General features: G+C 64.8%; 19 protein-coding genes. 1 reads left to right on the top strand and 18 read right to left on the bottom strand.

Annotation, left to right across the window (positions count from 1 at the left end; all coding sequences use genetic code 11):
• Nucleotides 1-68 precede the first annotated feature (68 nt).
• Nucleotides 69-1,679 (bottom strand): transcription termination factor NusA, encoded by a 1,611-nt coding sequence (gene nusA / locus JQ553_RS03860; RefSeq protein ID WP_212498536.1) that lies wholly within the window; start codon nt 1,677-1,679, stop codon nt 69-71.
• Nucleotides 1,680-1,682: 3 nt separating this feature from the next.
• Nucleotides 1,683-2,447 carry a ribosome maturation factor RimP gene (gene rimP / locus JQ553_RS03855; RefSeq protein ID WP_212498535.1) on the bottom strand — a complete coding sequence of 255 codons (765 nt, stop codon included), beginning with the start codon at nt 2,445-2,447 and terminating at the stop codon, nt 1,683-1,685.
• Nucleotides 2,448-2,783: 336 nt separating this feature from the next.
• Between rimP and JQ553_RS03850 the strand changes: the two genes are divergently transcribed.
• On the top strand, nt 2,784-3,857 hold the full coding sequence (locus tag JQ553_RS03850) for a DUF2336 domain-containing protein (protein ID WP_212498534.1): 1,074 nt from the start codon (nt 2,784-2,786) through the stop codon (nt 3,855-3,857).
• Nucleotides 3,858-3,870: 13 nt separating this feature from the next.
• Here JQ553_RS03850 and JQ553_RS03845 read toward each other — a convergent pair whose 3' ends face one another.
• From JQ553_RS03845 to murJ, 16 genes are all read right to left on the bottom strand, one after another.
• Nucleotides 3,871-4,629 carry a tRNA (guanine(46)-N(7))-methyltransferase TrmB gene (locus JQ553_RS03845; RefSeq protein ID WP_212498533.1) on the bottom strand — a complete coding sequence of 253 codons (759 nt, stop codon included), beginning with the start codon at nt 4,627-4,629 and terminating at the stop codon, nt 3,871-3,873.
• On the bottom strand, nt 4,629-5,753 hold the full coding sequence (locus JQ553_RS03840; protein ID WP_212498532.1) for a M20 family metallopeptidase: 1,125 nt from the start codon (nt 5,751-5,753) through the stop codon (nt 4,629-4,631). The genes JQ553_RS03845 and JQ553_RS03840 overlap by 1 nt, the downstream gene beginning before the upstream one ends.
• A 101-nt stretch (nt 5,754-5,854) precedes the next feature.
• A complete protein-coding gene (locus JQ553_RS03835; protein WP_212498531.1) occupies nt 5,855-6,271 on the bottom strand; it encodes a helix-turn-helix domain-containing protein in 417 nt (138 codons plus the stop codon).
• 261 nt (nt 6,272-6,532) lie between these two features.
• The gene (gene lnt, locus JQ553_RS03830; RefSeq protein ID WP_212498530.1) at nt 6,533-8,146 is read right to left on the bottom strand and encodes an apolipoprotein N-acyltransferase; all 1,614 of its coding nucleotides are present in this window, start codon (nt 8,144-8,146) and stop codon (nt 6,533-6,535) included.
• The gene (locus tag JQ553_RS03825) at nt 8,143-9,258 is read right to left on the bottom strand and encodes a hemolysin family protein (protein ID WP_212498529.1); all 1,116 of its coding nucleotides are present in this window, start codon (nt 9,256-9,258) and stop codon (nt 8,143-8,145) included. Before JQ553_RS03825 ends, lnt begins: the two co-directional genes overlap by 4 nt.
• 1 nt (nt 9,259) lies before the next feature.
• On the bottom strand, nt 9,260-9,763 hold the full coding sequence (ybeY, locus tag JQ553_RS03820) for an rRNA maturation RNase YbeY (RefSeq protein WP_212498528.1): 504 nt from the start codon (nt 9,761-9,763) through the stop codon (nt 9,260-9,262).
• 68 nt (nt 9,764-9,831) lie between these two features.
• On the bottom strand, nt 9,832-10,887 hold the full coding sequence (locus JQ553_RS03815; RefSeq protein ID WP_212498527.1) for a PhoH family protein: 1,056 nt from the start codon (nt 10,885-10,887) through the stop codon (nt 9,832-9,834).
• 5 nt (nt 10,888-10,892) lie between these two features.
• A complete protein-coding gene (gene miaB / locus JQ553_RS03810; RefSeq protein ID WP_212498526.1) occupies nt 10,893-12,293 on the bottom strand; it encodes a tRNA (N6-isopentenyl adenosine(37)-C2)-methylthiotransferase MiaB in 1,401 nt (466 codons plus the stop codon).
• 132 nt (nt 12,294-12,425) lie between these two features.
• Nucleotides 12,426-13,106, bottom strand: coding sequence for an HAD family hydrolase (locus JQ553_RS03805; RefSeq protein WP_212498525.1), 681 nt, complete (start codon nt 13,104-13,106; stop codon nt 12,426-12,428).
• A 5-nt stretch (nt 13,107-13,111) separates the two neighbouring features.
• Complete coding sequence (locus JQ553_RS03800; protein ID WP_212498524.1) at nt 13,112-13,564, bottom strand: Fur family transcriptional regulator; 453 nt, start codon at nt 13,562-13,564, stop codon at nt 13,112-13,114.
• A 52-nt stretch (nt 13,565-13,616) separates the two neighbouring features.
• Nucleotides 13,617-14,102: a ribosomal protein S18-alanine N-acetyltransferase gene (gene rimI, locus JQ553_RS03795; RefSeq protein WP_212498523.1), complete on the bottom strand. Its 486-nt coding sequence runs from the start codon at nt 14,100-14,102 to the stop codon at nt 13,617-13,619.
• A complete protein-coding gene (gene tsaB / locus JQ553_RS03790; RefSeq protein WP_212498522.1) occupies nt 14,099-14,797 on the bottom strand; it encodes a tRNA (adenosine(37)-N6)-threonylcarbamoyltransferase complex dimerization subunit type 1 TsaB in 699 nt (232 codons plus the stop codon). The genes rimI and tsaB overlap by 4 nt, the downstream gene beginning before the upstream one ends.
• 87 nt (nt 14,798-14,884) lie before the next feature.
• Nucleotides 14,885-15,454, bottom strand: a complete 570-nt coding sequence (locus JQ553_RS03785; protein WP_212498521.1) for a NifU family protein — start codon at nt 15,452-15,454, stop codon at nt 14,885-14,887.
• 175 nt (nt 15,455-15,629) lie between these two features.
• Nucleotides 15,630-16,124, bottom strand: coding sequence for a universal stress protein (locus JQ553_RS03780; protein ID WP_212498520.1), 495 nt, complete (start codon nt 16,122-16,124; stop codon nt 15,630-15,632).
• 188 nt (nt 16,125-16,312) lie between these two features.
• Nucleotides 16,313-17,365 (bottom strand): tryptophan--tRNA ligase, encoded by a 1,053-nt coding sequence (gene trpS, locus JQ553_RS03775; protein ID WP_212498519.1) that lies wholly within the window; start codon nt 17,363-17,365, stop codon nt 16,313-16,315.
• Between the two features lie 66 nt (nt 17,366-17,431).
• A complete protein-coding gene (murJ, locus tag JQ553_RS03770) occupies nt 17,432-18,967 on the bottom strand; it encodes a murein biosynthesis integral membrane protein MurJ (RefSeq protein ID WP_212498518.1) in 1,536 nt (511 codons plus the stop codon).
• Nucleotides 18,968-19,010 lie beyond the last annotated feature (43 nt).

The raw sequence follows: 19,010 nt of genomic DNA, 5'->3' as shown, positions 1-19,010 counted from the left end.
TTGGCCATCTCCCTACTCATTTGGCGCGAGTTCTTGTCGCATCACCCGTCCCACCTTCACGGAACGCGCTATTCCGCCGGTTCTTCAGCCGCGTCGGCCTCGGCAGCCGGCTTGGCGAGGTCGGCCTCGGTGATCCAGCCGGCCTTCAGGCGGGCCTGCATGATCATCGCCTCGGCATCGTCACGTGAAACCTCGATCCCATCGAGGAAGCCGGCGTGCTTGATCGGCTCGCCGCCGTCCTTGCGCTCGGTCCAGCCGACCAGATCGTCGGTGGCGCAGCCGGCGAGATCCTCGACGGTCTTCACGTCGTTCTCGCCGAGTTTCACCAGCATCTTCGAGGTGATGCCGGGAACCGTCTTCATGTCGTCGGCGACGCCGAGTTCCTTGCGCTTGGTTTCCAGCTCTGCCTCGAGCCGCTCCAGATACTCCCGGGCGCGGGTCTGCAGTTCGTTCGCCGTCTCCTCGTCAAATCCCTCGATGCCGGCGAGCTCCTTGACGTCGACCAGCGCAAGTTCCTCGACCGAGGTGAAACCTTCGGAGGCGAGCAATTGGCCGACCACCTCGTCGACATTGAGCGCTTCCATGAACACGCGGGTCGAATTCTCGAAATCGGCCTGGCGGCGCTCGGACTCCTCCTGTTCGGTCAGGATATCGATGTCCCAGCCGGTGAGTTGCGAGGCGAGGCGTACATTCTGGCCACGGCGGCCGATCGCGAGCGAAAGCTGGTTGTTGGTGTCGGGAACCACGACCTCGATCCGTTCGCGGTCCTCGTCGATCACGACCTTGGCGACTTCGGCAGGGGCCAGCGCGTTGACGACGAAGGTTGCGATGTCAGGCGACCACGGAATGATGTCGATCTTCTCACCCTGTAGCTCGTTGACCACGGCCTGCACGCGCGAGCCGCGCATGCCGACGCAGGCGCCAACCGGGTCAACCGACGAATCGCGAGAGATGACGCCAATCTTGGCGCGCGAACCGGGGTCGCGGGCGACCGCTTTGATCTCGACGATGCCGTCATAGATTTCCGGCACTTCCTGCGCGAACAGCTTCGCCATGAACTGCGGATGGGTGCGGGACAAGAAGATTTGCGGGCCGCGGGTCTCACGGCGCACGTCGAAGATATAGGCGCGGACGCGGTCGCCGTTGCGGAACACCTCGCGCGGCAGCATCTCGTCGCGGCGCACGATCGCCTCGCCGCGGCCGAGATCGACGATCACGCTGCCATATTCGACGCGCTTGACGATGCCGTTGACGATGTCGCCGATGCGGTCCTTGAATTCCTGGTATTGCCGGTCGCGCTCGGCCTCGCGCACCTTCTGCACGATCACCTGCTTGGCGGACTGCGCGGCGATGCGGCCATATTCCAGTGGCGGCAGCGTGTCGGCGATGGTGTCGCCGACCTGGGCGCCCGGATTGGCGCGCTGCGCGTCGGCCAGCGAAATCTGGTTCGACGAATTCTCGACGACGTCGACCACCAGCATGTGGCGCGACAGGCGAAGCTCGCCCTTCTTGGCGTCAATCTCGGCATGGACGTCGGTCTCGCTGCCGTAGCGCGCGCGCGCCGCTTTCGCGATTGCGTCTTCCATCGCAGCGATCACGATCGAACGGTCGATCGACTTTTCGCGCGCAACTGCGTCTGCGATCTGCAGCAGTTCGAGTTTGTTGGCGCTGACTGCCATGGTCTACTCTCCTTCGGTAGGATCGATTTCGCCCCGCCGCGCGCGTTCGACGGCCAGGCGGTGTTGCTTGGTGTTGGTCGGGGCCGGCTTCTTGCCGGGCTTCGGTTTCGGCTTGTGGCTCTGGTGAGGATCGCTTTTCCTGGCGTGCGCCGGCTGCGGCGGCTCGAGGCCAAGCTCGCGGCGCAACTCGCGCTCAGCGGCCTTGCCGCGGCGCATCGATTCCGCGATCAGCTCGTCGGTCAACACCAGCCGCGCCTCCGATATGTCCTCCATCACCAGGAGAACGTCGGCATCTTCGCCCGCCCGCGCGTCGTCGCGCTGGACGCGCACCGCGTTGCCGGCGACGCCGGCGAGTATGCCGCGGAACCGCTTGCGGCCCTGATGCGCCACCGCCATCTCTATCTTGACGAGATGACCGGCGTAGCGCTCGAAGTCGGAGCGGCGCACCAGCGGCCGGTCAATTCCCGGTGAAGAGATCTCGAGCCGATAGGCGCGCTCGATCGGGTCGGCAACGTCGAGCACCGGCGACAGCGCGCGAGAGATCGCCTCGCAATCCTCGAGTTGCATTGTGCCGTCGGGCCGCTCGGCCATGATCTGTACTGTGCAGCCGGCTTCGCCGGAAACCTTGATCCGCACCAACCGATAACCCATGCCTTGGAGGACGGGGGTCGCCACCGCCGATACGCGTGCCGCGAGCCCCGGCTCGACGACAAGCCGCGGTTCGGCGAGCAGTTCGGCGTCCATGGACGAGGCGGTTGGATCGGTCATATCCGGTGTTACAGCGATTTCAGATCTGTCGATTGGTGTTGGACGGGCCGGTCTTAAGGGACCGGTAACGCTACCCAAACTGGACACGGCCCGACTGGGTCCCTTCAGGTAATAAAAAAGAGCGGGTCCCGGAGGGCCCACTCTCAATACGCGATCGTATGAGATACCATAAGCTGCTGCCGATATAGCGCTTTTGCTACCGGCCGGCAAGGCCCATGGTCGCCCGATGGATGATTTTGCGGCTGTCCTGGCAGCCGGCCAAATCTAACCCTTCGTTCATGAACGGGACCTAGATTGCCGCGCAAACCGGCAGGAGCAGCCGGTTTGGACAGGCGTATGACGACAGCCCCCGCGCTGATTCCGGAACTTGACGACATCGTCCAACGCGGCGACCCGAGGCGACGCGCTGAGGCCGCGCGCCGCGTCGGCGAGTTATTTCTTCAGGGCGCCGCGAATTTCGGCCCCGATCACGTCGATCTGTTCGATGGCATCCTGACTTCACTGGTTCCACATGCCGAGCGGGCCGCGCGGGTCGATCTGGCCGAGCGCCTTTCGTTGCTCGCCAATGCGCCGCGGCTTCTGGTAGGGCAACTCGCCCATGAGGATGAGGTCGCAATTGCGGGCCCGCTGCTCCGCCGGTCGCCCGTCATCGACGAGCAGGTGCTGGTCGAGATCGCCAGCGCCAAGAGCCAGGGCCACCTGCTCGCGATGGCCGAACGGCCGAAACTTTCGACCACGCTGACCGACGTCATCGTTCGCCGCGGCGATCGCGATGTGATCCGCTGCGCTGCCGGCAACGCCGGCGCGACCTTCTCCGACGAATCCTTCTCTTTGCTGGTCCGGCGCGCCGGACAGGACGGCGTGCTCACGTTGAAGATAGGCCAGCGCGACGATCTGCCCCCCGCACATCTGAAGAATCTGCTGGCAGGATCAATCGACGTCATCCGCCGCCGCATGCTCGACGTCGTCAAGCCGGAACGGCAGGCCGAGATCAAGCAGGCGATGAGCGAAATCGAGGGCATGACCGAGCATGTCGGGGGCCGCCGCGATTTTGCGCCGGCGCAGCGCACGATTCTGGCGCTGCATCGCGCAGGCGAGCTGAACGAGGCCGCGCTGCTCGACTTCGCAAAAGCCTTCAAATACGAAGAATCCGTCGCGGCGCTTGCCGCCATGAGCGGTGTGAAGGTCGCAACCCTCGACCGCCTGATCACCGGGGACCGCTACGATCCGATCCTGATCGCCGGCAAGACCATCGGCCTCGAATGGGTGACCGTGCGCGCGCTGATCCTGATGCGGCTCGGCGCCAACCGCGTGGTGGCGCCGGCCGATATAGAAGGCGCGCGATTGAACTTCGCCCGCCTGATGCCGTCGACCGCGCAGCGCGTCGTCGATTTCTGGAAGTCGCGGTAATTATCGCGACGGGCTAACCACTGCCTCGAGCGAGTGCGTGCCGGAAGCGCAGATAAGTCGCCTTGCGGCCTTCGCGCTCAGCCTTCGCGCCATAGCGCGTCATGGTGTAGTCAGGCCATGGCGACTGCCAGTCGGAGACCCGCTCGGCGAGCCAGACAAAGTCCGGCGAGCGCATCAGATGCGCTAAGGTCCAGGCGCAGTAATCGTCAATGTCGCTGACAAAGCGGAACTCGCCACCCGGCTCGAGGATACGCGCCATCGCCGCAACCGTCGCATCCTGCACGAAGCGCCGCTTCCAGTGCCGCCGCTTCGGCCAGGGATCGGGATGGATCAGGTCGATGCGCGCGAGCGATCGCGCCGGGGCCCAGGCCAGCAGTTCGGCGGCATCGCCGGCGAACAACCTGATATTGCCGACGTTGTGCGCCTCGATTTGAGACAGGATTTTGGCCATCCCGTTGACATAGGGCTCGCAGCCGATGAAGCCTGTCAACGGAAGCGCGCGCGCCTCTGCGATCAGGTGTTCGCCGCCACCGAAGCCGATTTCGAGCCTGATGTCGTCGACGCCGCCATCGAACAGGTCAGCGAGCCTATCCGGTGCCGGCGCGCCGATTTCGAGCGCCAGATGCGGCAGCAGATTGTCGATCAAGTCGGCCTGGTGCGAGCGAAGCCTGTGGCCCTTTCGTCGCCCGAAGAACGAGCCGCGCGAATGCGCGACCGCGCCGTCGTCGGATTGCGCGTCGCGATCTCGGGTATCACGCGGTGCGGCGGTCATCATCGCAGCGTCTGAAAGAGTCGATGCAGGAGTCGCGCGCGCGGCTCGATCGACGAGATGTAGAGCTGCTCGTAATGGGTATGGGCGCCCTTGCCGTCGACGCCGAGCCCATCGAGTGTCGCCGTATGCGGCGCAGTGAAATTGCCGTCGGAGCCGCCCCCGGTGAAGACGTCCAGCAGATCGAAGCCGAGTTCGGCGGCAAGCCGTTTGGCATGTTCGAAGAGTGCGGCGCCGGCATTGCCTTTCTCGTAGGGTGGACGGTTCAGTTCGCCGACCACCCTCACGCTGACGCCATCGGTGCGCGACGTCATCGCGAGGATCCTCGGGACGAGATCTTCGGCATCGGCGAGCGTCGGCACGCGCATGTCGACCTCCGCGTACGCCTCTTCGGCGATCACGTTGGGCTTGGTGCCGCCTTTAACGACGCCGACATTGACGGAGATGCCGCGCTTGAGATCATTCATCGCCTCAAGCGTCTGGATGACGTTGCCAAGCTCGCGGATCGCGCTGCGGCCGTCTTCCGGGCGCGTGCCGGCATGCGACGGCACGCCCCTGATGAATACCTCGAAGCGAGCGACGCCCTTGCGCCCGGTGACGATCTTGCCGCCGTCACGCGCCGGCTCGGTCACCAGCACATATTTGGCCTTGCGTCCCTCGGACTCGATCAGCGCGCGCGACGTGGGGCTGCCTATCTCCTCATCCGACACGAATATCTGCGTAATGCCGAGCGGCGCGCGTTCGCCGTCGGCGCAAATCTGCCGGAACGAATGATAGGCGAGATAGGCGCCGCCTTTCATGTCATAGATGCCAGGACCGAATGCGCTGTCACCCTCGATCCTGAACGGCAGCCGCTCGATGAAGCCCATCGGATGGACCGTATCGAGGTGACTCAACACAAGGATGCCCGGCGCGTCCTGTCCCCATGACGAGCGCGCAACGAGATGATCGCCATAGCCGTCGCGTCCCGCGATTCGCTCGACAGTGGCCGGCAAGCCGCGGTAGCCGGATGCGACGAAGTCGGCGAGCTTGTTCACCTGGTCGGGCCGTTCGGTGGGCGATTCGATTTCGACCCAGCGGCGTATCCCGTCGAGGATTGCGGCGGCATCAAACGGGTTGTTGGACATGGCTGTCGTCGACGCCTTTGATTCGACTATTCGCGCACGCCCGTGCACGCTGGAATGACATATTCCAGATTTGACAATCTCTCAAACCGATCCGCCGGGAATCAGGTTTGGTCGGCCGCCTCGCGCGCCGCGATCTGCTCGACCAGTTCGACGATACTGCGGCGGAGCTTGGCATCGGCGATGCGCGTGAAGGCACGCGTCAGTGCGAGGCCCTCCGCGGTCGCAAGGAAATCGGCGACATAGGTCGGCGAAGATCCCTCGCTGAAGCCGTCGGCGGTCCTGGCGCCGCTTGGGCCGCCGTCGAACAGGAAGGAAACCGGCACCTGCAGGATCTCGGAGATCTGCTGCAACCGGCTGGCGCCCACGCGATTGGTTCCCTTCTCGTATTTCTGTACCTGCTGAAACGTCAGGCCGAGCGCCTCGCCCAACTTCTCCTGGCTCATGCCGAGCATGATACGACGCATGCGAACACGGCTGCCGACATACTTGTCAACAGGGTTGGGCGCTTTGGTGGACATCTCCAACTCTCCTAGGGATTGCGCGCCCGGGGACGAGGCGTGATGCATGGGAAGTATGCCTCAGGCGCCGGTGCCGTCAAATCCTGCAAGGAGGATCGGGACAAAATGCGGATAATTTGCGCAATGGGCTGACGGGTCTTTTATCTCGCTGGCATCCGTACAATGCGAAGCGTGCGGTCAATCTGTCAACTGGTGGAATCGCGCAGCGGTGAATTTCGAGGCTCTTTTTCGAAACCGCACGACCACCGGGGTATGCGGCCGTCAGGGCTTCCGCCTGAGAAAGCGGCGGCGCAGGACGATTGTGAGCGCGGCGATCAGAATCACCGCGGCGGGGATGTCGCCGACGCGTGCGTAGATCGTCGGCGCAATGGCCGACGGCAGGCCGGCATCCAGGACCCCCTCGATGCCGAGTCCAAGCTGTGCGACAATCCGCCCTAACGGATCGATCACCGCCGAGATGCCCGTATTGGCGGCGCGGACCATCGGCAGCCCTTCCTCGATCGTGCGCATTCGGGCTTGCTGAAGGTGCTGGTAAGGACCGGTCGAAATTCCGAACCAGCCGTCATTGGTGACATTGACGATCCAGCCGGGGCGATCGTCGTGGATCGTAATGTTGCCGGGAAAAATCGCCTCGTAGCAGATCAGGGGCAGCGCCCGGGGCGCGCCCGGTACGTCGAGCGTTCTGCGGATGGTGCCTGGAATGAACCCGCCCTGCACCTTGGTCAACTGCACGAAGCCGAGCTTTTCCATCCAGTCCTGGAACGGCAGATATTCGCCGAACGGCACCAGATGCAGCTTGTCGTAAACCGACAGCACGCTGCCATCATGGTCGATGACGTAGATCGAATTATAGGCCCGGGTAACGCGGACGCCGGGCGGCAGATCGGGCGCGCGCACCGAGCCGGTGATCAGGACGGTTCCCTTTGGCAGGAGGTCGGCGATCTGCGCCATCGCGTCGGCTTCCCGCGTCAGGAAAAATGGAAATGCAGATTCCGGCCAGATCAGGATGTTGGCATCGCTCACGCCGGTGGACCGTGGCCCCGATGCACGATCCGACAATGTGAGATATTTCTGCATCACCGCGGCCTTGGCGGAGTAATTGAACTTGGCGTCCTGTTGCAGGTTGGGCTGCATGATGCGCAGCTTGACGTCGGCGACGAATGTTGTTGGTTGCAACGTCAGGCGGACCGTGCCGAACACCAGCATCGCCACCAGCACCAGTAGCGCTACGGCCGGCGTCTGCCACGGCGCGGGCCGGCGCGAACCGCCGTCGACCAGCACCGCCGGACTTGCGAAGATCGCCACTGCCAGGAACGTCATGCCCCACAGCCCGACCAGCGATGCGGTCTGTGCCAGCGCAAGCGGTTCGCTCAACGCATAGCCGAAGGCGTTCCATGGGAGCCCGCTCAGGACGTGGCCGCGCAGCCACTCGGCGATTGTCAGGCTGACTGCGAGCGCGAGCACGCGCGAGGCATCGCGTGGCCAGATCAGCCGCGCCAGCGCGAAGCCGAAGGCGGTGAACAGCGCGAGACAGGCCGGCAGACCGAGCACGGCAAACGGCGTCAGCCAGGCGAAAGTCTGCGCATCGACAAAGAAAGCATAGCCCATCCAGTAGAGCCCCGGCACGAAATAGCCGAGACCGAACCAGAAGCCAGACAGCGCCGCAGCCGGCACGCCGTGCCAGCGGCCGGCCGCTGCACCGTCGATCAGCCAGACCGCAACGGAAAAGGTCAGAAACAGCACGGGCCAGGCGTTGAACGGCGCCATTGCGAGCGCCGACAACGCGCCGGCAACAAGCGCAATCGCCGCACGTTTCCATCCCCAGGTCAGGATAATCACAAGCCCGGCCGCGCGGAGTTTGTCTGACAGCCTCACTGCGAGCCCGCTCCATCGCCCGATGGAGGCGGGGTGTTGTCATTGGCCTGCGGTGTGCCCTGGTCCGGCGGCTGCTCGCGGCGGCGCTCCCGCTCCTTGCGCGGTGTCGGGCGCTCCTTGCGCGTCGTGACCCGTACTCGCTTGACGCGGCGCGGATCGGCATCGAGCACCTCGACCTCGAAATTGCCGGGCCCTGAAATCACCTCGCCGCGCACCGGCAGACGGCCGACGAACGAAACAAGATAGCCGCCGAGCGTCTCGACCTCTTCCCCGGCCTCGCCGATGACGAAGTCGTCACCGATCACGGTGCGGACGTCGTCGAGGCTCGCGCGCGCATCCGCGATGAAGGAATTATCGGGCTGGCGGACGATCGCCGGCGGCTCGTCGGAATCGTGCTCGTCGTCAATCTCGCCGACGATCTGCTCGACGATGTCCTCGATCGACACCAGCCCGTCGGTGCCGCCATATTCGTCGACGACGAGCGCAAGGTGAATGCGCGAGGCCTGCATCTGCGCCAGCAAATCGATCGCCCGCATCGACGGGGGGATGTAGAGAAGCTTGCGGATGATCTGTGCCTCCGACAGCGGCAGCGCGAGATCGACGGCGCGCAGGTCGAGTCCGGCCGGGAACGGCTTCTTGCGCCGCGTCTTGGTGGCGTCGGTGACGCGCGCCCTGGCTGTCATGAAGGCAAGCAGGTCGCGGATGTGCACCATGCCCTCCGGATCGTCGAGGGTTTCATTGTACACGACGAGTCGCGAATGCGCCGCGCTCTCGAATAGGCTCATCAGTTCGCCGAGTGGAATGTCGCGCTTCACCGCGACGATGTCGGCGCGGTGCACCATCACGTCGGCGATGCGCCGCTCGTTCAGCGACAGGATGTTGCGCAACATGGTGCGCTCGATCGCCGAGAAGCCGACATCGTCGGGCGTCGAGGCGTCGAGCACCACCTGCAGGTCGTCGCGTACCGAACCGGCCTTCCAGCCGAACAGCGTGCGCATGGCCCGCATCAGCCAGCCGTCGGCGGCTGGCCGCTGCGCCTCGCCCTCGTGCACCACCGCCGGAAGGTTGCGCACGTCGCGCGGATTGTCATGGGTCGGTTCGGAATCCGCCATGTCAGTCCATCCGCTCCCGGTCCGGATAGGGATCGGGTATGCCGAGCTGGCCGAGAATCTCGCGCTCGAGACTCTCCATGTCTTCGGCATCTTCGTCGTTCTCGTGGTCGTAGCCGATCAGGTGCAGGAAACCATGCACCGCAAGATGGCTCAAATGATGGTCGAACGGTTTTTGTTCGTCGTCGGCTTCCCGCCGCGTGGTCTCATAGGCGATGGCGATGTCGCCGAGCATGCGCGGGGCGTCGGCGGGGCCGCTGGAGGCGGATGGCTGCAGCGCCGGAAACGACAGCACGTTGGTCGGCTTGTCGATGCCGCGCCAGTTGCTGTTCAGCGTGCGGATGCCGGCGTCATCGGTCAGCATGACCGCGAGTTCCGCCTCGGCGACATCTGCGTCGGCGACCTCCGCGGCCGCCTCGATGGCGCGATGGATCACGGCCTCGGCGCCGGGCTCGGTCCGCCAGCAATCGGCCGTGACGAGAACCTCGGTTGCGGGAAACACGGACACGATCGTTCCAAAATCTGCGTTGTGGCCGGAACCCGCCCCCTGCGGGCGCGCGGCCGAAGCTGATGGTCTCAAGATTTGGCGTTTGCCGGCCGCTGCGGCAATCCCTCATAGGCGGCGACGATGCGCGCCACCAATTCATGGCGGATGACGTCCTCGGCGGTGAACTGCACCTGGGCGATGCCTTCGACGCCGCCAAGCAGCTTCACTGCCTCGGCAAGCCCCGAGGCCTGGCCGTGCGGCAGGTCGACCTGCGAGGGATCGCCGGTGACGATCATCCGGCTGTTCTCGCCGAGGCGAGTCAGGAACATCTTCATCTGCATCGATGTGGTATTCTGCGCTTCGTCGAGAATGATGACGGCGTTGGTCAACGTGCGGCCGCGCATGAAGGCAAGCGGCGCGATCTCGATCTCGCCACCCTGCAGCGCGCGCTCGACGACGCGAGAGTCCATCAGGTCGTACAGCGCATCATAGATCGGACGCAGGTAGGGATCGACCTTTTCGCGCAAATCTCCCGGCAGGAAGCCGAGCCGCTCGCCGGCCTCGACCGCCGGGCGTGACAGGATGATGCGATCGACCTCCTTGCGCTCGAACAGTTGGGCGGCATAGGCGACTGCGAGCCAGGTCTTGCCGGTGCCGGCAGGGCCGACGCCGAACACGAGCTCATGCCGCTTCAGCGCGCGGATGTAGGAATCCTGGGCGGCGGTGCGCGCGCGCACCGGCCGCTTGCGCAGATTGATGGTCTCGAAGGTCGGCTTGGCGCTCTTGTTGTCGAATTCGAACAGCGAGCCCTGCGCGATCACGGCGCGGATCGCGCCTTCCACTTCACCCTGGTCGAGGTCGTGGCCCTCGATCGCCTGTGCGTAGAGCGTCTCGAGCACGCGCCGCGCCGCGTCGCAGCCGTCACGGCTGCCGGCGATGGTGACGTGGTTGCCGCGGGAGTCGACCACGACGCCAAGCCGCCGCTCGACCAGCGCGAGATTCTGTCCGTAGGGGCCGACGAGCGCGGAAGCAGCGCGGTTGTCGTCGAAGTCGATGACGACCTGGGTCTCGGGTGGAACTGGCATGTCGCGATCAGGTTTGCGGCTGGGAGCGAGCGACGTCGAATCCGATGCGCTTTTGGGCAAGGATCTCAGGCTCCAATGGTCGTCGGCAAATTGCGCGACGGAGTTGCCAGCAGGGGCGATGTCGGGAGCTCGCCGATCAGGCTGTAGCGTTCGAGGCTGCCTATCTTCACCGGCAGGATCCGGCCGATGATGTCGGACGGCGCCATCACATGGGCGGGTTGCAGATAGGCGGTGCGGCCGACGATCTGGCCGGGATTGCGCGCGGCGCGCTCGAACAGCACGTCAACCGTCGTGCCGATCGCAGCCCGATTGAAGGCCGATTGCTGGCTGTCGATCAGTTCCTGAAGCCGCCCCAAGCGCTCGTCCATCTCTGCCGCTGACACCGTCTCCCGCATCTCCGCCGCCGGCGTGCCTGGCCGCGGCGAATATTTGAACGAATAGGCGGCAGCGTAGCCGATTTGCGTGACAAGCGCGAGGGTGGCGCAAAATTCTCGCTCGGTTTCACCGGGGAAGCCGACGATAAAATCTGATGAAAAAGCAATATCTTGTCGCGCGGAACGGAATCGGTCGATGACGCGCCGGTACTCATCAGCGGTATGTTTTCGGTTCATGGCCGCGAGAATCCGGTCCGCGCCGGATTGGACTGGCAGATGCACGAACGGCATCAGTGCCGGCAGATCGCGATGCGCCTCAATCAGGGAATCATCGACGTCGCGCGGATGGCTCGTCGAGTAACGCAGCCGCGCGACGCCGGGAATGACGGCGAGCCGCTGCAACAGCTTGCCGAGCGGCCAAGCGCATCCATCGGGACCCTCGCCGTGATAGGCGTTGACGTTCTGTCCGATCAGTGTGATCTCGCGCACGCCGTTCTCGGCTAGCCTCGTGACATCATCGATGATCTTCGCGACCGGGCGCGAGACTTCCGCCCCGCGCGTATACGGCACCACGCAGAAGGTGCAGAACTTGTCGCAGCCTTCCTGCACCGTGACGAAGGCGGAGATGCCGCGTGAACGGATCGCATCCGGCTTCGGCTGCGGCACGAAGACGAACTTGTCCTCGATCGGGAATTCCGTCTCGAGCGCGCGGCCGTGTTCTTTCGCGTGCTTCAAGAGCTGCGGCAAGTGATGATAGCTTTGCGGTCCCACCACGATGTCGACGGTCGGTGCGCGATGGATGATTTCCTCGCCCTCGGCCTGCGCGACGCAGCCGGCGACCGCGATCTTCATCTCGCGGCCCTGCCGCGCGGCTTCATCTTTGGCGACCCGCAGCCGCCCGAGCTCCGAATAGACCTTTTCCGAGGCCTTTTCGCGGATGTGGCAGGTGTTGAGGATGACGAGATCCGCTTCTTCCGCATTGGCAGTTTCGACAAAGCCTTCGACGGCAAGCGTGTCCACCATGCGTTGCGCATCGTAGACGTTCATCTGGCAGCCGTAGGACTTGATATGCAGCTTGCGCGGCGTCGTCATGGAACCTGCATGCGGAATGGAAATGGCGCCCGCAGGGCGCCGAGGGTGAAATATAGCCTAAACGGCCGAAAATCCAGTGCTCCGACCCGTCATGCCCGGTTCAATGCTACCATCGCCGATGTGGGTGTTGGTTCAGCCAGCGACGGGCGTGGCGCCAAACTCAGCGATCAAGCCGGGCAATTGGCGCATATCGCCGAAGGTCACGGCGGCACCCGCGGCAGCAAGTTCCGCAGCCTGCTCCACTGTGCAATGGCTGCCGCCATAAAAGCCCAGCACCCTCATCCCGACGGCCCGGGCGCCGGTGACGCCGGGCACACTGTCCTCAATCACGACGCAGCGCTCGGGCCTTGCTTTCATCTGTTCGGCCGCGAACAGGAAGAGATCGGGTGCCGGCTTGCCGCGCTTGACCTGCACGGCGGAGAAGATGTGCGGCGCGAGTTGGCCGTAGAGTCCGGCGCAGCTCAGGCCATGTCGGATTTTTTCAGGCGCGCCGCTCGAGGCCACGCATTTCGGCATGCCGAGTGCGGCGATCGCATCGCCGACATGGGCGATCGCGTTGAGGTCTTCGGCATAGCAGCCGAGCGTCGCCCGTTTGATCTCTGCCTCGAAATCGTCGGGCAGTTTGCGGCCAAGCTCGGTCTCCACCATCCGCCGCGCCTCGCGATCCGACACGCCGAGGAAGCGCTTGAGCACGCCGTCCGGCGTGATCGGATACCCGTGACGCGTGAGCGTCTCCGCATGTGCGCGACAGGAAATCACTTCGCTGTCGACGAGCACGCCGTCGCAATCGAAGATGACGAGATCGATGGTCACCCCGGTCAGGACTTGCTGTCGTCGTCGAGCGGCACGCAATAGAGCTCGAGACGGTGATCGACCAGCTTGTAGCCGAGCTTGCGTGCGATCTCGGCCTGCAGCTTCTCAATCTCTTCGGAGGTGAATTCGATCACCTTGCCGTTGCGCAGATTGATCAGGTGGTCGTGGTGGCTGTCGGGCATCTGCTCGTAGCGTGCGCGTCCCTCGCGAAAATCGTGGCGCTCGATGATGCCGGCGTCCTCGAACAGCTTGACGGTGCGGTACACCGTCGAAATCGAGATCTTGTCGTCGACCGCGACGCAGCGCCGGTACAGCTCCTCGACATCAGGATGGTCCATGGCCTCCGCCAGCACGCGCGCGATGACGCGGCGCTGTTCGGTCATGCGCATGCCGGTCGCGGCGCAGCGCGCCTCGATGCCGGTATTTTTGTGCGCTGGCGGGGATTTCACTGTGGTCATGAGCTTCGAGCCTTGAGTGGCACAGCGGAGGAGTTCTGCCACCACGCGGATGTTACGACAAGTCGCGCCGCATCAGAAGCGCGTTCAAATGTTCCCCGCCGGGCTGCTTGTAGTAGCGTTCACGGCGGCCGACCACACCGAATCCGGCCCATTGATACAACCGTCGCGCCGGTTGATTGTTTTCTTCCACCTCCAGAAAAATGGTGCGGATGCCGCGTCCGGCAAGATGGCCGAGATGGGTCATGAGCAGTTCGCGCGACAGGCCGCGGCCGCGGCGGTCCGCGTCGATCGCGATCGACAATATCTCCGCCTCGTCCGCGGCCATGCGCGAGATCGCGAAGCCGATCACCTTGCGTCCCTGCCGCAAGCGATGCACCAGCGTGTTGCGCTCGGTCAGCATCGCCTCGAATTCGCTTTCACCCCAGCCGCGGTGAAACGAAGCGCCGTGTAACTGCGCGAGCCGGGGGGCGTCGCGCAAGCCTGCCGGCTCGATCGCAGGCGTACCGCCTCCCCACCATTCTGACAGCCAGGCGATCATGTTGCGGACGGCTGCGGACTGACCTGAAGCTGATCCTTCGGCGGCTTGGCGTCCGGTGCACGCAGATAGAACGGACGCGCCGGCGCGCTTTCCGGGCTTACGGCGGCGCCGATCCAGGCGACCCAGGTGATATCAGGCGCAGCATGCGGGTCGACCTTGAAAGGCGCCGTCACGTCGGCCGGCCAGCGTTCGGCGAGGATTTTGGCGGCATTGCCGACGAGATGCAGTTCGCCGAATTGCACGGCCTCGAACGCCTCGGCGATCGGCGCCACCTTCGGCTTGACAAGCGGACTGCCATCGCCACTCACCACCTGGAAGTAGATGTGATCGTGACGCGCATCGATCGCCGACAGAATCGGGTGCCCGCCATTGTCGGCAACGACGGGAGCGGCGTAGGCGGCGAGCGTCGTCAGTCCCACCACCGGCTTGTCCGCGGCCAGCGCGATGCCGCGCGCCGCCGACAGGCCGACGCGCAGGCCGGTGAAACTGCCGGGGCCGGTGGTGACGGCGACGCGATCGAGCGCGCTGAAGGCGATGCCGGAGGTCTGCATCACGCGCGCGATCAGCGGCATGAGCGCCTCGGCGTGGCCGCGCTGCATCGCTTGCGTCTCAATGGCGATCGTTTTGGCCGCGGCGGTATCGAGCACGGCCGCGGAGCAGGCGTCGAGCGCCGTATCGATGGCGAGGATGATCATGAGGGGGCGAACGGCGAGTAGCGAATGGTGAATAGGGAATCAAAGCGTATCGCCATTCGCCACCCGCTATTCACCATTCGCCTCCGATCACATCGGCCGAACTTCCTGTACGTCGGGCACGAAGTGCCGGAGCAGGTTCTGGATGCCATGTTGCAGCGTTGCCGTCGACGACGGGCAGCCCGCGCACGAGCCCTTCATGTTGAGATAAACGATGCCGTCCTTGAAGCCGCGGAAGGTGATGTCGCCGCCATCATTGGCAACCGCGGGACGCACGCGGGTCTCGATCAGGTCCTTGATCTGCGCAACGGTCTCTGCGTCTTCTTCGTTGAAGAACTCGTCCTCCTCGTCGCGCGCGTCGTCGCTACCGGCTGCGCCATCGGCGAGCAGCGGAGCGCCGGACATGTAGTGCTCCATGATGGCGCCGAGGATCGCGGGCTTGAGGTGCTGCCAGTCGCCGTCTGCCTTGGTCACGGTGACGAAGTCGGCGCCATAGAACACTCCGATGACGCCGGGCACGGCGAACAGCCGTTCGGCGAGCGGCGAGCGCATGGCGGATTCGGGGCTCGAGAATTCCATGGTGCCGCTGTCGAGCACCATGCGGCCCGGAATGAACTTCAGGGTCGCGGGATTGGGCGTGGCTTCGGTCTGAATGAACATCTGTTGTCTCCGGCGTCGCCGGTTCAAGGCCGGCGCGTTGGGGTTCCTTTATCGCGTTTTCCAGCGAAGTGGTACCGGTTCGTGGCCGGAAGACGCGTCAAATCAAGGGTTAAGATGGCGACGGCGCCAGGGCCGATCAAGCCGCCGCGCCGCAGTTCCGCGTTGCATGTGCGGGTCAGGAGAGGGCATCGACCTCCGCGTCAGTTAGGCCGCCCGGCACGATGGTGACCGGAATCGGGAACGCGCCCATGGTCTTGGCCATGGTGGTGATGATCGGACCCGGTCCCTCGGGGCCCGGATTGGCCGCCAGCACCAGCATCGCGATGTCCACGTCCTTGTCGATCACGTCGAGGATCTGCTCGGTCGGGTCGCCCTCGCGAATCACCCGTTCCGGCGTGATCGCGGCGATCCCGTTGGCGCGGCCGGCGGCGCGGTCGAGCGCCTCATTGGCGGCTTCCTCGGCTTCGGCGCGCATGATGTCGGCGACCCCGAGCCATTGCTGGTTTTGGTCTTCGGTCTCGATCACCCGTAGCATGACCACGCCGCCGCCGACCCGGATCGCCCATCGGCTGGCGTAATACACCGCGCGGTCCCATTCCGCGGTGTCGTCAACGATGACAAGGCATTTTGGCTTGTGACCCGTCTCGTAGCTTCGTCGCTGTGTGGTCATGCATCTCCCGGTGCTGCACCAAACCTGCGCATGCTGCCACACTCCCTTTCCGTTTGGGAGAGGGAGCTGGTGCGTGATCCGGAAAAGTGTGTAGCGGTTTTCCGAAGAGATCATGCTCAAAAAGTCGGATCGGGATGACGATTCGAAGAAGCATCATCCCGATCCGAGGTTCTTGGTTTCCGGCCGCGTCAGCGCTGGCGGATGAAGCCGACAATGTCCTTGGTCATACGCATGGTTTCGTCGGCGATGCCGCGGGCGCGGTTGGCGCCATCGACCAGGACGGAGTCGACATAGCCGGGATCGGCGACCAGCCGCTTCATCTCCGCCGCGATCGGCGCCAGTTTTGCAACGCAAACCTCAACCAGCGCATTCTTGAAGTTGGAGAATTGCCCGCCGCCGAACTCCTTCAGCACGTCCTGCTTCGTCACCCCGGCGAGCGCCGCATAGATGCCGACGAGGTTGTCGGCCTCCGGGCGCGTCTCGAGCCCCTTCTCCTCCGACGGCAGCGGCTCCGGATCGGTCTTCGCCTTGCGAATCTTCTGCGCGATGGTGTCGGCGTCGTCGGTGAGGTTGATGCGCGAATTGTCCGAGGCTTCCGACTTCGACATCTTCTTGGTGCCGTCGCGCAAGCTCATCACCCGCGTCGCCGGTCCCGTGATCAGCGGTTCGGGCTGCGGGAAGTACAGGCCGTCGGCAAAGCCGTGGCCGCGAATCGAATCGCCGAAGTCGTTGTTGAACTTCTGCGCGATGTCGCGCGACAGTTCCAGATGCTGCTTCTGGTCCTCGCCGACCGGCACGTGGGTCGCGCGGTACAACAGGATGTCGGCCGCCATCAGCACCGGATAATCGTAGAGACCGACCGACGCATTCTCGCGGTCCTTGCCGGCCTTTTCCTTGAACTGGGTCATCCGATTGAGCCAGCCGATCCGCGCGATGCAGTTGAATATCCAGGTAAGCTCGGCGTGGCCGGCGATCTGGCTCTGGTTGAAGACGATATGTTTCTTCGGATCGATGCCGCTGGCGATGAAGGCCGCGGTCACCTCGCGGGTGTTGCGCGCGAGTTCCGCCGGCCCGCCCCAAACCTCGGGGCCTTGCGTGATCGCGTGCATGTCGACGACGCAATAGATGCAGTTGTGGGTCTGCTGCATCTTCACGAAGTTGACGATGGCGCCGAGATAGTTGCCGAGGTGCAGATTGCCCGTCGGCTGGACGCCTGAGAAAACCCGTTCAACGAACGCCATGGTCAAAATTCCTGGAAATGGCCACTTTGGCGGCGTCGTTTGCCATTTAAGGCGGGCGCGCGCAAGTCAGGCGGTCGGCTTTTGCCGGATTGCGTTGGCGGCCTCGCGCCAGCCGGCGACGCCGAAAAGCTGTAAAAGCAGCCCGTAGATCGCCATGCCACCGGAGATCAGCAGCAGCAGCGACAGCGCCTGGAGGACGCCGTGTGCGGCGGTGGGCAGCGCGGTGGCCGCAAGCCAGAGCACCGCTCCCATCGCGAGCGCGGCGGCGAGGATGCGTGGCAGCCGGCGGCGGGCGTCGGCATCGATCGCAAAGCCGAAGGTCGCCGCGCCCTTGCCGATCAACGACAGCGCGTTGCTCCAGGCGCCAAGCGCGATGCCGGCGGCGATCCCGTTCGCGCCAAACAAGCGGCCGAGCAGGAAGGCGGCTGCGATTGCGACCACGATGGCCTTGAGCGTCGCCAAGAGCGGCGTCAGCGTGTCCTCGCGCGCGTAGAACGCCGGGGACAGCACCTTCACCAGCACATGCGCCGGCAGCGCGAGCGTAAGCCAGGTCAGGGCCTGTGCGGTTGCCGCGGTATCGGTGGCCGTGAACGCGCCACGCTCGAACAGGACGCGGGCGATCGGTCCGCTCAGCACGATCAGGCCGAGCGTGGAGGGTAGCGCCAGTCCGGCCGCAAGCTCGAGGCCGCGCGATTCCGCGCGCGCAATCGCGGCATGGTCGCCGCCGCGGACCGCGCGCGTCATCTCCGGGATCAGCACCATGCCCATGGCGACCCCGACAATGCCGAGCGGCAGTTCAAGCAAGCGGTTGGCGAAGTAGAGCCATGACACCGCCGACGGCGAGCTTGACGCGATCACCGTGCCCGCGACCATCAGCCATTGCGGCGCGGTGCTTGCGAGCATGCCGGGGATGGCACGGCCAAGGAAGCGGCGCATCTCGCTGTCGAACGACACGCGCAAGGGCGAGGCAAGCTTGCCGCTACGCAAGGCCAGCATCGAGAGTTGCAGCAAGCCGGCAACGCCGACGGTCGCCGCCATGACCAGCGCCGCCTGGACCGGATCCTCTCGCCGCGCCAGCAGCCCGACCATCACCGCTATGAGCGCGACGTTGAACAGGAGCGGCGAGAACGCGGGCATTGCGAAGCGGCCCTGCGCGTTGAGAAGTCCCATCATCACCGTGACGGGGCCGGCGAAGGCGAGATAGGGCAGCATCAACCGGGCGTTATCGACCGCGAATTGCAGCGTATCGCGGCCCACGAAGCCGGGCGCAATCGCCGCGATGACGAGCGGCATCAAAAAGCCGAGCGCGAGCGCGGCCGCGATGACGGCGGCACTGACGGTGCCGAGCACGCGGCCGGCAAACGCACTTGCGGCCGTCGCGCCGTCGGCTTCGCGGACCTCGAGCCAGGCCGGCACCAGCGCCGCGTTCAGCGCGCCCTCGGCGAGCAGGCGACGCACCACGTTGACCAGTTGAAACGCCGCCAGGAATGCATCCGCCACGGGCCCGGCGCCGAGCAGCGCCGCGATCACGGAATCGCGCACGAAACCGAGCAGCCGCGAAGCCAACGTTCCCGAGGATACCGTAAGGAAGGAGCGGATCATCGCGCCTCTATAGCAGGCACTTCCCTTGCTGGCGCTAGGGGGA

The sequence above is a fragment of the Bradyrhizobium lablabi genome (assembly GCF_018131005.1).
GTDB classification, from domain to species: domain Bacteria; phylum Pseudomonadota; class Alphaproteobacteria; order Rhizobiales; family Xanthobacteraceae; genus Bradyrhizobium; species Bradyrhizobium lablabi_D.
This window is presented reverse-complemented; position numbering and strand designations above follow the sequence as displayed.

Bases quoted from the DNA above. Each gene is read 5' to 3' on its own strand.
- nusA (WP_212498536.1), bottom strand. From the start codon at position 1,679: ATGGCAGTCAGCGCCAACAAACTCGAACTGCTGCAGATCGCAGACGCA.
- rimP (WP_212498535.1), bottom strand. From the start codon at position 2,447: ATGACCGATCCAACCGCCTCGTCCATGGACGCCGAACTGCTCGCCGAA.
- JQ553_RS03850 (WP_212498534.1), top strand. From the start codon at position 2,784: ATGACGACAGCCCCCGCGCTGATTCCGGAACTTGACGACATCGTCCAA.
- JQ553_RS03845 (WP_212498533.1), bottom strand. From the start codon at position 4,629: ATGACCGCCGCACCGCGTGATACCCGAGATCGCGACGCGCAATCCGAC.
- JQ553_RS03840 (WP_212498532.1), bottom strand. From the start codon at position 5,753: ATGTCCAACAACCCGTTTGATGCCGCCGCAATCCTCGACGGGATACGC.
- JQ553_RS03835 (WP_212498531.1), bottom strand. From the start codon at position 6,271: ATGTCCACCAAAGCGCCCAACCCTGTTGACAAGTATGTCGGCAGCCGT.
- JQ553_RS03825 (WP_212498529.1), bottom strand. From the start codon at position 9,258: ATGGCGGATTCCGAACCGACCCATGACAATCCGCGCGACGTGCGCAAC.
- miaB (WP_212498526.1), bottom strand. From the start codon at position 12,293: ATGACGACGCCGCGCAAGCTGCATATCAAGTCCTACGGCTGCCAGATG.
- JQ553_RS03800 (WP_212498524.1), bottom strand. From the start codon at position 13,564: ATGACCACAGTGAAATCCCCGCCAGCGCACAAAAATACCGGCATCGAG.
- rimI (WP_212498523.1), bottom strand. From the start codon at position 14,102: ATGATCGCCTGGCTGTCAGAATGGTGGGGAGGCGGTACGCCTGCGATC.
- tsaB (WP_212498522.1), bottom strand. From the start codon at position 14,797: ATGATCATCCTCGCCATCGATACGGCGCTCGACGCCTGCTCCGCGGCC.
- JQ553_RS03785 (WP_212498521.1), bottom strand. From the start codon at position 15,454: ATGTTCATTCAGACCGAAGCCACGCCCAATCCCGCGACCCTGAAGTTC.
- JQ553_RS03780 (WP_212498520.1), bottom strand. From the start codon at position 16,124: ATGACCACACAGCGACGAAGCTACGAGACGGGTCACAAGCCAAAATGC.
- trpS (WP_212498519.1), bottom strand. From the start codon at position 17,365: ATGGCGTTCGTTGAACGGGTTTTCTCAGGCGTCCAGCCGACGGGCAAT.
- murJ (WP_212498518.1), bottom strand. From the start codon at position 18,967: ATGATCCGCTCCTTCCTTACGGTATCCTCGGGAACGTTGGCTTCGCGG.